This is a genomic window from Variovorax sp. GW821-FHT10C12 (assembly GCF_059415405.1).
The window spans coordinates 55,787-67,491 of the sequence record NZ_JBWKNE010000009.1 but is presented as its reverse complement, the minus strand read 5'-3'; the positions used below and the strand labels follow the sequence as shown (position 1 = coordinate 67,491).

Genomic DNA, 11,705 nt, shown 5'->3' with positions numbered 1-11,705 from the left:
GCCTACTTGACCTCGAACACCGGCTTGAAGCCGGTCGGCGGCAGGATGTCGGCCTGCTTCACGGTCTTGATGTTGCCGCTGTCGACCACGAAGATCTTCGGGCCGACGTGCTTCACCACGTCCTTGCTCTCGAGCAGGCGCACGGCCTGGTCGACCGCGATGCGGCCCTGGATCACCATCGAGTCGGCCGGCGCGGCCACGATGCGGCCCTTCTGGATGCCTTCGTACACGCCCGGCGTCATGTAGAACGAGAGCACCTGCACCTTCTTGTCGAGGTTGCGTGCGCGCAGGATGCCGGTGGCGGCCTCGGCGGTCACTGCCGTGCCGGCCACGTAGGCGAGGTCGGGGTTGCCCTGCAGCACGTCTTCGACCAGCTTGGCCTGCGCCTCCTTGCCGGTGTCGCCGTACTTGGGGTCGAGCACCGTCACGGCGCTGCCCTTGATCGCTTCCATGAAGCCCTTGTGCGCGGCCTCGACCCAGCCCGCGCCGGCCGGGCCCGGGAACCAGCCGACCTTCACCGCCGGCGAACCGGCCGGGTGCTTCTTGGCAAGGTACTCGCCGGTCGACTGGCCCATCGTGTAGAACGACACCAGCGACTTGGCCGACAGGTCGGGCGAGCTGATGCCGTTCACGAGGTCGATCACCGGCACCTTCTTCGCGGCCGTGGCCTTGATGACGTTGTTCAGCCCGTCGCCCGAGATCGCGCCGATGACCACGGCGTTGGCGCCGCGCGCCACGCAGTCCTCGATCTGCGAGACCTGCTTGCTCAGGTTGGTGTAGCCGCCCGCGTCGACCACCTGCAGCTTCACGCCCAGGCGGCGCGCTTCCTCGATCACGCCGTAGTCCACGCCGAGCCAGTAGGCGTCCTTCATGTGCGGGAACGACACGCAGATGTCCCACTTCTTCGACGCCTTGGCCAGCGGCGTGTAGTCGATGGGTTTCTTCGTGCCCTCGGCCGAGAAGGCGGGCTCGGTGGCCTCGGCCTTGTAGGGAAACCAGTCGGCGGCCGAGGCCGGGGCGTGCCACGCCAGGGCGGTGGCGAGCGAAGCGGCGATCAATGAAACGCGCAGGGGCGAGCTGTTCATGAAGAACTCCTTGGGTGACAGCGGTGAAGAAAAGGGGGAGGGAACGCGTCAGGCCGCGAGCGCGGCCCGCAGGCGATCGAGCCGTCGTCGGCGTTCGGCGCGGGCTTCGAGCGCCTGCGCCATGTCGACCTCGACGAAGCGCGCCTTGTGGTTGGGCTGCATCTGGGCGATGAGGTCCATGTCGGCGCTGATGACGGTGCCGACCATCGCGTAGCCGCCGCCCGACACCGCGTCGCGGTGCAGGATGATCGGCTCGCGCCCGCCCGGCACCTGGATGGAGCCGTACGGGTAGCCCGCATCGACGATGTTCGACGGGTCGTCGCCCGCGCCGAAGGGCGGCGTGCGGTCCTGGAACTTCAGCGGTGTGCCGTGCTTGTAGCGGTAGCCGATGCGGTCGGCCTCGGAGCCGACGGTCCAGGTGTCGGCGAAGAAGCTGTGCACCGACACCTCCTGCAGGCGGTGGAAGTAGATGCCCGGCAGCACGCGCAGGGCCACTTCCTTCTCGAGCGCTGGCAGCAGCGCGGCATCGACCGTGCGGCCTGCGCGGGCGCTGGTCGAAGGCGTGCCCACGGGGAGCTTGTCGCCGGCCAGCAGCTTGCGGCCGTTGAAGCCGCCGAACGCGCCCAGGCCGTAGGTCGAGCGGCTGCCCAGCACCACCGGCACGTCGATGCCGCCGGCCACGGCGATGCACATGCGCGCGCCGAGCTTCATGAAGTCGAAGCTCAGCTTGTCGCCGGCCTGCACGGCGAACGAGGTGTTGCGCGGCGCTTCGTTGCCATTGAGCTTGATCTTCGCGTCGGCGCCGGTCACCGCCACCAGCGCGGGCGCGTCGAACTGCAGCTCGGGCCCGAGCAGCGTGCTCTCGATGACGGCCGCGCCTTCGTCGTTGCCCACCAGCAGGTTCGCGAGCACCAGGCTTTGCTGGTCGAGCGCGCCCGACAGCGGAATGCCCAGGTGGTAGTAGCCGGGGCGGCCGGCGTCCTGCACGCTGGTCGCGAGGCCGGGCTTGAGCACGTCAATCGCCATGGAGCACCTTCAGCAGTTGTTGGTTGTAGCCGTCGGGATCGGCCAGGAAATCGTTGAGCGAGAACGACACCGGCGCGATGCGCAGCGCGTAGGTGCCGGCCTCGACCTGCGCCACCTGGCGGTCGTACTCGGTGCGGTCGATGGGCTTCCACTTGACGATGTCGCCGGGCTGGAAGAACACCATCAGGTCCTTGAGGTACGACAGCCGCTGGGCCGGGTCGAAGATCGGTGCGGGCGTGACGCCGAACATCTGGTAGCCGCCCGCGCCGCGCACCGAGTAGATGCAGCTGAAGCAGCCGCCGTGGCCCAGCGTGAGCTTGGGCGTGTCGGTGCGCGGACTCAGGTACTTGGGCACCTGGATCTGGCGCTGGCGCTCGACCATCTGGAACAGGAAGGGCAGGCCCGCGACGAAACCGACCATCGACACGAACCACGGTGCCGACGAGTGCGCCTCGATGAAGGCTTCGACCGAGGCGTGGCCGTTGATGCGCGCGGCGTATTCGATGTCGGTGCTCGACGGGTCCTGGTGGCGCTCGCGAAAACGCATCAGCGTCTCGTGCGTCCACGGGTCGTTGTAGAGCACCGGGATCTCGACGATGCGCGTCTGCATCTGCAGGTCTGCATCGCCCAGGCCCGCTTCGATCTCTTTCAGCGTGGCGAGCAGCGTGTCGGGCGCGATCGTGTCGGGGTCGAAGCGCACGAGGTAGGCGGCGTTGGCCGGGCAGATCTCGGTCACGCCGGGCAGCGCGCGACGGCGCAGCGCGTTGCAGATGGCCATGCCCTTGAAGAAGGCGGGCAGCGACATCTCTTCGCTGATCTCGACGAACAGATGCTCGTCGCCGCCGAAGCTGTAGCGGGCTTGTGGGGGGAGGGTGCTTGCAGCGGTCATGCGGCCACCTTCAACAGGGGAGGCGCATCGGCGAGTGGATTCGCCGCGAGCCAGGTTTCGAGAAAGCCGGTATGGAACTCGGCCTTGGCGACATCAGCGTCCTCGCACAGTGCGCGGTGCAGCGGGATCGTCGTATGGATGCCCTCCACCTGCAACTCGTCGAGCGCACGGCGCATGCGGGCCAGGGCACTGGCGCGGTCGGTGTCGTGCACGATGAGCTTGCCGAGCAGCGAGTCGTAGTAGGCCGGCACGGTGTAGCCGGGAAACAGGAAGGTGTCGAAGCGCACGCCCGGGCCGCCCGGCACCACGAGCTGCGACACGAGGCCGGGGCTCGGCATGAAGTTCTTCGCCGCGTTCTCGGCATTGATGCGCACCTCGATGGCTGCGCCGTTCAGGCGGATGTCCTCCTGCTGCAGGCGCAGTGGCTGGCCCAGCGCGATGCGCAGCATTTCCTTCACGAGGTCGACGCCGGTGACCATCTCGGTGATCGGGTGCTCGACCTGGATGCGCGTGTTCATCTCGATGAAGAAGAACTCGCGCGTGTCGTCGTCGTACAGGTATTCGAGCGTGCCCGCGCCGCGGTAGGCCACGGCGCGTGCGAGCCGCAGTGCCGATTCGCACAACGCGGCGCGCGTGGCCTCGCTGATGGCGGCCGAGGGCGCTTCTTCCCACACCTTCTGGCGGCGCCGCTGCAGCGAGCATTCGCGCTCGAAGCAGTGCACCACGCGCTCGCCATCGCCCAGGATCTGCACCTCGATGTGGCGCGCCTGGCGGATGAAGCGTTCGAGGTACACCTCGCCGTTGCCGAAGGCCGCCTGCGCTTCGGCGGTGGCCGTGGCGAACTGCTGGCGCAGCTCGGCCTCGTCGTGCGCCACGCGGATGCCGCGCCCGCCGCCGCCGGCCGAGGCCTTGATCATGATCGGGTAGCCGATGTCCTTCGCCACTTCGACGGCGGTGTCGGGGTCGGTCACCACGCCCGCGCTGCCGGGCACGGTGGGCACGCCCGCGCGCAGGGCGGCGGCGCGTGCTGCGGCCTTGTCGCCCATGGTGCGGATCGCATGCGGCGTCGGGCCCACGAACACCAGGCCCGCGGCCTCGACGCGCTCGGCGAACGCGGCGTTCTCCGAAAGAAAACCGTAGCCCGGATGCACCGCGCCGGCGCCGCTGTCGGCGGCGGCCTGCAGGATCGCGTCGATGCTCAGGTAGCTCTTGGTGGCGTGCGCCGGGCCGATGCGCACGGCCTTGTCAGCCATGCCCACGGCGAGGCTCTGCGCGTCGGCGTCGCTGTAGACCGCGACGGTCTTCAGCCCCAGTTCCTTCGCGGCGCGGATGATGCGCACCGCGATCTCGCCCCGGTTGGCGACCAGCAGTGTGTCGAATGCGGCGGTCATGGGCAGTTGCCTCAGGCCGTTTCGATGACGGCCAGCAGCTGGCCCGGATCGACCGGCTCGCCGTTCTCGACCGCGAAGCGCGCCAGGCGCCCGGCCGCGTCGGCCGTGACTTCGCTGAACTGCTTCATCACCTCGACCAGGCCGAGCACGTCGCCCACGGCCACGGTGTCGCCTTCGGCCTTGAACGGCGGCGCGTCGGGCGCCGAGCGGCGGTAGAAGGTGCCCGGCAGCGGGCTCAGGACTTCATGGGTAGCGGGCATCGGGACACTCCTGGAACAGGTTCGGGTAACGAGGAAAAAACTCAGGCGGGCTTGGCCAGGCCTGCAACTTCGATGCCGTTGTCGGCAAGGGCGCGGCGCGTGGCCTGCACCAGGGCGAGCGCGCCGGGCGTGTCGCTGTGGATGCAGACCGAGTCGAAGCCGATCGCAATGTCTTCTCCTTCGACCGTGCGCACCACGCCCTCGGTGCAGGCGCGCAGCACCTTGGCGGCCACGGCCTCGGGGTCGAGCGCGCCGACGCGGCGCGTGAAGACGATGGAGCCGCTCAGGTCGTAGTCGCGGTCGGCATAGAACTCGCGCACCACCGGCTGGCCCAGCTCGCGCGCCACCTGGAAGGTGACGGACGACTCCATGCAGAACAGGCGCAGCGTGGGTTCGATCTGCTGCAGCGCGGTGACGAGGGCGCGCGACAGCGCCTCGTCGCGCGCCGCATGCATGTACAGCGCGCCGTGCGGCTTGATGTGCTGCAGCGTCAGGCCGGCCAGGCGCGCGAACTCGCGCAGCGCGCCGAGCTGGTAGACCATGTCGTTCACCAGCTCGTCGGCCGGGGCGGTGATGTGGCGGCGCCCGAATCCCACGAGGTCGCGAAAGCCCGGGTGCGCGCCGATGCCCACGCCGTGTTCGCGGGCCAGCAGCACCATCCTGCGCATGATGTTCGGGTCGCCGGCATGGAAGCCGGTCGCGATGTTGGCCGAGCTGATCAGCGGCATGAGCTGCTCGTCGACGCCATCGCCGATGGTCCAGGGGCCGAAGCCTTCGCCCATGTCGGAATTCAGATCGATCCGCGTTGTCTTCGTCACGTCGTCCCGCCTTTGTGTGGTGCGCATCGCCAAGGGGGCGGTGCAGGTTGGCGCGAAGGTTAGCCAGCAGTCGAAAGGCCGAAAAGCATTGTTTTCAGGCGGCCCGATATCGGAAAAACAGATGCTGCAAGCCGCCGGATTGGGCGCTACGCTGGAGGGAAGCGATCGCGCGGTATCGGGTTTTCGCCCGAGGCGGGCAGCGCGTATCCGTAAATACCCTAGGAAGACGGCGCCATGTCCCTGACCCTTCGCCAGCTCAAGTACTTCTCGGCGGTGGCCGAGGTGGGGCGCATCTCGCACGCGGCGCTACAGCTGAACATCTCGCAGTCGGCCGTGACCACCGCCATCCGCGAGCTCGAGGAGCTGATGGGGCAGCAGCTCTTCGAGCGGCACCCGCACGGCGTGGAACTCACCAAGGCCGGGCGCCGCTTTCTCAGCCACGCCTACGCGGTGCTGTCGGCGGCCGACGAGGCGGTGCGCATGCCGCACGAGGGCGAGAACGTCGAGGGCTCGCTCACCATCGCGGCCAGCTACACGGTGCTGGGCTACTTCCTGCCGCACCACCTGCAGCGCTTCGAGCAGCTGCATCCGCAGGTGACGGTGAAGGTGCACGAGGTGGCGCGCGAGGCCATCGAAGAGGGCCTGATCACGCAGCGCTACGACATCGGCGTGGTGCTCACCTCGAACGTGGTGCTGCGCGAGCTGTCGCTCGAAACCTTCTTCGGCTCGCAGCGCCGGCTGTGGGTGCCGGCCAAGCACCCGCTGCTCGACAAGGCCGAGGTGACGCTGGCCGACGTGGCGGCCGAGCCCTACATCATGCTCACGGTGGACGAGGCCGCGGCCACCGCGCTCAAGTACTGGAGCAAGACGCCGCACCAGCCGCAGATCCGGCTGCGCACGAGTTCGGTGGAGGCGGTGCGCAGCACGGTGGCCAACGGGCTGGGCGTGACGGTGTTGTCGGACATGGTCTACCGCCCGTGGTCGCTGGAAGGCAAGCGCATCGAGACCATCAACCTGCGCGACGCGGTGCCCACGATGAACATCGGCCTGGGGTGGAAGCAGGGCGTGGAGTTTTCGCCGGCGATGACGGCGTTCCGCAACTATTTCCGGCAGCTGTTTCTCGAGCCGGCGTCGGGGCGCACGGGGCGCGGTCGCGGCTGAGGTTGCGGGGGAAACCCTGCCGGCATCGGGCCGGGATGACCCGGCGCAAGGAAAGCACGTCGCGCCAGCGTCACAATAGCCGCTGTCCCGAGCGCGCAATGCGGCATCGGCACCTTGCACCTCCCCGGAGATCGATCCCATGAAAGCAACCTGGAACGGCGTCACCATCGCCGAAAGCGACGACACCGTGCTCGTCGAAGGCAACCACTACTTCCCGATGAGTTCGCTCAACCGCGACGTGGTCACCTTCAGCAACCACAAGACCACCTGCCCGTGGAAGGGCTCGGCGAACTACTACTCGCTGCTGGTCAACGGCGAGCTCCATGCCGACGCCGCCTGGTACTACCCCGACCCGAAGCCCGAAGCCGAGGAAATCCGTGACCGCGTCGCGTTCTGGAAGGACGTGAAGGTCAGCGCCCAGTGAGCACCGCCGCCTTCGCTCCCCCGTTCACGCCGCCGGCCGAACTGGCCGGTGCGCTGCGCGAGCACGGCTACGCGGTGCTCAGCCCGCAGGGCGTGTGCGACTGGCTCGGCGTGCCGCTGGCACAGCTCGAGGCGCTGCACGCCGACTGGAACGACCTGCCGCCCGACGAGTACCTGAAGGACGGTGGCCGCTACCGCACGCGGCGCCACGCCTGCTTCACGGTCGAGGCCGACGCCACGCTGGCGCAGGTGCCGCACCGCGCGCACTGGCAGCCGGTCGAATACAACGCGCTGCACGGCGGCATGCAGCGCTGGTTCGCGCCGATGCTCGAGGCCACGGTGGCGCAGCCCGTGTGGCAGCGGCTGATGCAGCAGCTGGGCCAGGTCAGCAGCGACATGCGCGGCGCACCGCAGCGCTGGTTCGTGGAAGCGCACCAGTTCCGCATCGACACCGCCGGCGGCATCGGCCGCCCCACGCCCGAAGGCGCGCACCGCGACGGTGTCGACCTGGTGGCGGTGGTGCTGATCGGGCGTCAGGGCATCAAGGGCGGCGAGACGCGCGTGTTCGAGGCCAACGGCCGGCGCGGCGAGCGCTTCACCATGACCGAACCGTGGACGCTGCTGCTGCTGGACGACGCGCGCGTGATCCACGAATCGACGCCGATCCAGCCGCTGGAAGAGGGCGGCGATGGGTGGCGCGACACGCTCGTCGTCACCTGCCGGTCCGAGGGTTTCCAGGGGGATTGAGATGCCTGCGGGCTTCGCTGGTCGGAGTCCTACAGGGCGGGTTCTGCATAGCGGTTAAATTCGGGGCCCGACCCGGTGCGAACCGGGTCCGTCAGTCTGTCTGTCTGCGAACGCTAAGCGAGGTCCCGCCATGTTCAATCACATCCTGGTCCCCATCGACGGCTCCGAAACTTCCATGCTCGCGGTCAGCAAGGCCAGCGGTCTCGCCCTGGCCTTCGGCAGCCGCATCACGCTGATCCACGTGATCGACAACTACCCCTTCATCGGCGTGGGCGCGGACTACGCACTCGGCCAGAACGAATACCTCGCGGCGGCCACCGCCAGCGCCAACGCGGCGCTGGCACGCGGCGTGGCCGCCCTGGCGGCCGAAGGCCTGCACAGCGACCAGCGCGTGATCGACGGCCACGTGGTGCACGAAGGCATCGTGGACACCGCCATCGCCATCGCGGCCGACCTGATCGTGATGGGCTCGCACGGGCGCAGCGGCATCGAGAAACTGCTGCTGGGCAGCGTGACGCAGCGCGTGCTGCAGGACGCCACCATGCCGGTGCTCGTGGTCAAGGGCCGCTGAGCACGAAGCCCGCCGCACGTTCGAAGTGCAACGGCTCCCGCGTCGCGGGATGCACGAACCCCAGTTCCCTGGCATGCAGCAGCAGGCGCGGTGCGCGTGCCTGCAGCGCGGCGTCGCCGTACAGCGCATCGCCCAAAATCGGGTGCCCGATCGACAGCAGGTGAACGCGCAGCTGGTGTGAGCGGCCGGTGAGCGGCTCCAGCAGCACGTGCGTGGCCGCAGGGCCGCCGGGCGGCGACACGCTGGCCAGTGCGCGCCAGCGCGTGAGGCTGGGCTTGCCCGCAGGGTCGATCTTCTGCAGCGGCCGGCGCGGCCAGTCGGCCATCAGCGGGGCGTCGATGAGCGACCAGTCATCGCGCTGCGGCATCACGCCGTCGACCACGGCTTCGTAGCGCTTGTGCACCTCGCGGTCGGCGAAGGCCGCGCTCAGGGCGCGTTGCATTTCCAGGCCGCGCGCCATCACCACGAGGCCGCTGGTGCCCATGTCGAGCCGGTGCACGATGAGCGCGTCGGGCCACTGGCGCTGGGCGCGCGCGCTCAGGCAGTCCTGCTTGTCCTCGCCGCGCCCGGGCACGCACAGCAGGCCGGCGGGCTTGTCGAGCACCAGCAGGTGGGCGTCTTCGTGAACGGGGAACAGGTCGGGCGGCGAAGCGGTCATGGGGACAGCGAGTGTAGAGAGGCTCAGAAAGCCGGAAGAAGGCTGGGCTATCCTCGACCGATATGCCCGGCGCCGCTTCTCCTCCCTTGTCTCCCACGTTCACCGACCTGAGGCGCGAGCGCCCCTTCATGCAGCTGTGGGTGGCGCGCCTGTTCGGCACCGCCGCCTCGCAGATGATGCTCGTGGCCATCGGCTGGCACATGTACGAGTTGACCGGCAGCGCGTGGGACCTGGGCCTGGTCGGCCTGTACCAGTTCGTGCCAGCGCTGCTGCTCGCGCTGTTGGCCGGCCACGTGGTGGACCGGCACCACCGCGGCCGCATCGTGGCGGTGTGCTTCGCGGTGCAGGGCACGGTGGCGCTGGCGCTGCTGTTCGCCGTGCTGCACAGGAACGACACGCGCGGGCTGCTGCTCGGGCTGTCGCTGGTGCTGGGCGCGGTGCGCGCCTTCCAGATGCCGGCGCAGCAGGCGCTCACGCCGCTGCTGGTGCCGCCGCTGCTGCTGTCGCGCGCGATGGCGTTCAGCTCGGCCGGCATGCAGGGCGCGATCATCGGCGGGCCGGCGCTCGGCGGGCTGCTGTTCGTGGCGGGCATGGCGGTGGTGTACGGCGCGAGCGTGCTGTGCTTCGCGGTGGCCTGCGTGCTGGTGCTGCGGCTGCGCTACGACCACGCGCCGGCCGCGCGCGAACCGGTCACGCTGGCCACGGTGTTCGCGGGCGTCAATTTCATCTGGCAGCGCAAGCCGGTGCTGGGCGCGGTGTCGCTCGACCTGTTCGCGGTGCTGCTGGGCGGCGCCGTGGCGCTGCTGCCGATCTATGCCAAGGACATCCTGCACACCGGCCCCTGGGGCCTGGGCCTGCTGCGCAGCGCACCGGCGGTGGGCGCGCTGGTGATGTCGATCGCGCTCACGCGCCGGCCGGTCGAGCGCAACGTGGGGCGCACGCTGCTGCTGGCCGTGGGGGCGTTCGGGCTGTGCATGGTGGTGTTCGGGCTGTCGAAGAGCTTTCTCGTCTCGCTCGTCGCGCTCGCGGTGTCGGGCGGGGCCGACATGGTCAATGTTGTGATCCGCCAGACGCTGGTGCAGCTGGAAACGCCCGACGCCATGCGCGGGCGGGTGAGCGCGGTCAACTCGATCTTCATCGGCGCGAGCAACCAGCTCGGCGAGTTCGAATCGGGCGCGACGGCGGCGCTGCTGGGGCCGGTCGGCTCGGTGGTGCTCGGCGGCGTGGGGACGATGCTGGTGGCGCTGACGTGGTTCCGCCTGTTCCCGTCGCTGGCACAGCGTGACCGGCTGGTGGTCGCGGCACCGGCTTCGGCGCGGTCCTGATCGTCAGTCGAAGAGGGCGCGGGCCTGCGGCACGTCGAGCGTGAGGTCGCTCAGCGCCTCGGCCACGCACGGAAGAATCCAGCCGTCGATTTTTTCGTCGAAGCTCAGGCCCGGCCATTCGATGAGGTGGCGGCTCTCGCCGGAGAGCCGCTGGCAGATGCAGGTGCGGCAGGTGCCGTTGCGGCACGAACTGGGCAGCTCGATGCCGGCCGCCTCCGCCGCGTGCAGCAGCGTGACGCCCGCCTCGGCCTCGAATTCGAGGCCCGACGGTTCGAGACGGACCTTCATCGCGCGGGAGGTTCTTGCTGTTGTTGTTGTTCGCGGCGTTGCTCGCGCAGCATGAAGAGGTACAGGCTCTCGACCTTGTCGCGCGCCCAGGGCGTCTTGCGCAGGAACTTGAGGCTGGAACCCACGCTGGGCTCGCTGATGAAGCAGCGGATCGGCACCAGGTGCCCCAGCTGCTCCCAGCCGTAGTAATCGGCCAGCGCAGTCACGATGGCCTCCAGCGTGAGGCCATGCAGCGGGTTGCGCGGCTGCGCCGGCTTGGGGGCGGGCGCGGGGACGTCGGTCACTCGGTCACTTGTTCTTGAGCTTGCCGCGCGGAATCACCGCCGTGGTGACGGTGCGCACGGGCTCGATGCCGCCGGTGGGAGCCTTCGGCGGCGAGGTGTCCTTCTTCGGTTTCTTCGCTTCCTTGTTGGTGCGTTGCTGACCCTTGGCCATGTGCTTTCTCCAGTTGATACGTGCGGATGCCGGAGGAGTTTAGCGGTGCGGCGACAATAGCCGGTTCCACACGTTTTTCCGCTTTCATGTCCGATTACGAAGTTCGCCCCGCCACGATGCGCGACGCCAAGGCCGTCGCCGAAGTCCATGCCCTCTCTGCCAAGGCCGCCTACGAAGGCATCCTGTCCGAAGACGACCTGCGCGTGCTGGCCCCCGCCTCGCGCGAGGCCAAGTGGCGCGAGGCCATCGAATTCAGCGAACCCCAGGTCCATGTGGTGACGCACGGCAGCGAGATCGTCGGTTTCGTGGGCTTCGACCGCTCGCGCGACCCCAAGACGCCGCCCACCACGGGCGAGATCTGGGCCATCTACGTCAAGCCCGAGCACTGGGGCAAGGGCGCCGGCGTGGCTCTCTGGGACGCCGCCCGCGAAGGCCTGGCCGAAGAAGGCTGCACCACGGTCACCATCTGGGTGCCGCTGCGCAACGACCGCGCTATGCGCTTCCACGAACTCGCCGGCTTCAAGCGCGAGATGAAGACGGCCAAGACCACCGCACTGGGCACCGTCCGCGTCGAAGAAATCCGCCTGAAGCGCGCGGTGGACTGATCCACCCCCGGATGCCGCGTACG

At 69.0% G+C, this 11,705-nt stretch carries 16 protein-coding genes; 6 read left to right on the top strand and 10 right to left on the bottom strand.

Translation table 11 applies throughout. From position 1 onward, the window contains the following. Nucleotides 1-2 precede the first annotated feature (2 nt). From torT to AC07OH_RS27565, 6 genes are read right to left on the bottom strand one after another with little or no spacing between them, the layout of a single operon-like run. On the bottom strand, nucleotides 3-1,085 hold the full coding sequence (torT, locus tag AC07OH_RS27590; protein WP_495302821.1) for a TMAO reductase system periplasmic protein TorT: 1,083 nt from the start codon (nucleotides 1,083-1,085) through the stop codon (nucleotides 3-5). Between the two features lie 48 nt (nucleotides 1,086-1,133). Beyond that, nucleotides 1,134-2,111, bottom strand: coding sequence for a 5-oxoprolinase subunit C family protein (locus AC07OH_RS27585; RefSeq protein WP_495302820.1), 978 nt, complete (start codon nucleotides 2,109-2,111; stop codon nucleotides 1,134-1,136). Continuing rightward, a complete protein-coding gene (locus AC07OH_RS27580; RefSeq protein WP_495302819.1) occupies nucleotides 2,101-3,000 on the bottom strand; it encodes a 5-oxoprolinase subunit B family protein in 900 nt (299 codons plus the stop codon). Before AC07OH_RS27580 ends, AC07OH_RS27585 begins: the two co-directional genes overlap by 11 nt. Further along, a complete protein-coding gene (locus AC07OH_RS27575) occupies nucleotides 2,997-4,391 on the bottom strand; it encodes an acetyl-CoA carboxylase biotin carboxylase subunit (RefSeq protein ID WP_495302818.1) in 1,395 nt (464 codons plus the stop codon). The genes AC07OH_RS27580 and AC07OH_RS27575 overlap by 4 nt, the downstream gene beginning before the upstream one ends. Before the next feature lie 11 nt (nucleotides 4,392-4,402). Beyond that, on the bottom strand, nucleotides 4,403-4,651 hold the full coding sequence (locus tag AC07OH_RS27570) for an acetyl-CoA carboxylase (RefSeq protein WP_095746198.1): 249 nt from the start codon (nucleotides 4,649-4,651) through the stop codon (nucleotides 4,403-4,405). Between the two features lie 41 nt (nucleotides 4,652-4,692). Continuing rightward, the gene (locus AC07OH_RS27565) at nucleotides 4,693-5,469 is read right to left on the bottom strand and encodes a 5-oxoprolinase subunit PxpA (protein ID WP_495302817.1); all 777 of its coding nucleotides are present in this window, start codon (nucleotides 5,467-5,469) and stop codon (nucleotides 4,693-4,695) included. 234 nt (nucleotides 5,470-5,703) lie between these two features. On the opposite strand from AC07OH_RS27565, the gene AC07OH_RS27560 reads away from it, so the two are divergent. From AC07OH_RS27560 to AC07OH_RS27545, 4 genes are all read left to right on the top strand, one after another. After that, nucleotides 5,704-6,630 (top strand): LysR family transcriptional regulator, encoded by a 927-nt coding sequence (locus tag AC07OH_RS27560; protein WP_070062541.1) that lies wholly within the window; start codon nucleotides 5,704-5,706, stop codon nucleotides 6,628-6,630. Nucleotides 6,631-6,769: 139 nt separating this feature from the next. Further along, on the top strand, nucleotides 6,770-7,054 hold the full coding sequence (locus AC07OH_RS27555) for a DUF427 domain-containing protein (RefSeq protein ID WP_056579293.1): 285 nt from the start codon (nucleotides 6,770-6,772) through the stop codon (nucleotides 7,052-7,054). Further along, nucleotides 7,051-7,800, top strand: coding sequence for a 2OG-Fe dioxygenase family protein (locus AC07OH_RS27550; RefSeq protein ID WP_062477608.1), 750 nt, complete (start codon nucleotides 7,051-7,053; stop codon nucleotides 7,798-7,800). The genes AC07OH_RS27555 and AC07OH_RS27550 overlap by 4 nt, the downstream gene beginning before the upstream one ends. 130 nt (nucleotides 7,801-7,930) lie before the next feature. Next, complete coding sequence (locus AC07OH_RS27545) at nucleotides 7,931-8,371, top strand: universal stress protein (RefSeq protein ID WP_056579296.1); 441 nt, start codon at nucleotides 7,931-7,933, stop codon at nucleotides 8,369-8,371. Here AC07OH_RS27545 and AC07OH_RS27540 read toward each other — a convergent pair. After that, nucleotides 8,358-9,029 carry an RluA family pseudouridine synthase gene (locus AC07OH_RS27540; protein ID WP_495302816.1) on the bottom strand — a complete coding sequence of 224 codons (672 nt, stop codon included), beginning with the start codon at nucleotides 9,027-9,029 and terminating at the stop codon, nucleotides 8,358-8,360. The two genes, AC07OH_RS27545 and AC07OH_RS27540, sit on opposite strands and share 14 nt — an antisense overlap. A gap of 128 nt (nucleotides 9,030-9,157) precedes the next feature. On the opposite strand from AC07OH_RS27540, the gene AC07OH_RS27535 reads away from it, so the two are divergent. Then, entirely contained in the window at nucleotides 9,158-10,354 is a 1,197-nt protein-coding gene (locus AC07OH_RS27535; RefSeq protein ID WP_495302916.1) for an MFS transporter, read from the top strand. A 3-nt stretch (nucleotides 10,355-10,357) separates the two neighbouring features. On the opposite strand, the gene AC07OH_RS27530 is transcribed toward AC07OH_RS27535, so the two are convergent. Genes AC07OH_RS27530 through AC07OH_RS27520 form a run of 3 tightly spaced genes read right to left on the bottom strand, consistent with a single transcriptional unit; the run spans nucleotide 10,358 to nucleotide 11,077 of the window. Further along, complete coding sequence (locus tag AC07OH_RS27530; RefSeq protein ID WP_495268359.1) at nucleotides 10,358-10,642, bottom strand: 2Fe-2S iron-sulfur cluster-binding protein; 285 nt, start codon at nucleotides 10,640-10,642, stop codon at nucleotides 10,358-10,360. Beyond that, a complete protein-coding gene (locus AC07OH_RS27525; RefSeq protein WP_070062546.1) occupies nucleotides 10,639-10,926 on the bottom strand; it encodes a VF530 family protein in 288 nt (95 codons plus the stop codon). The genes AC07OH_RS27530 and AC07OH_RS27525 overlap by 4 nt, the downstream gene beginning before the upstream one ends. A gap of 4 nt (nucleotides 10,927-10,930) precedes the next feature. Next, on the bottom strand, nucleotides 10,931-11,077 hold the full coding sequence (locus tag AC07OH_RS27520) for a hypothetical protein (protein WP_167395057.1): 147 nt from the start codon (nucleotides 11,075-11,077) through the stop codon (nucleotides 10,931-10,933). An 86-nt stretch (nucleotides 11,078-11,163) separates the two neighbouring features. Here AC07OH_RS27520 and AC07OH_RS27515 point away from each other — a divergent pair, with 86 nt between their 5' ends. Then, a complete protein-coding gene (locus AC07OH_RS27515) occupies nucleotides 11,164-11,682 on the top strand; it encodes a GNAT family N-acetyltransferase (RefSeq protein ID WP_062477596.1) in 519 nt (172 codons plus the stop codon). Nucleotides 11,683-11,705 lie beyond the last annotated feature (23 nt).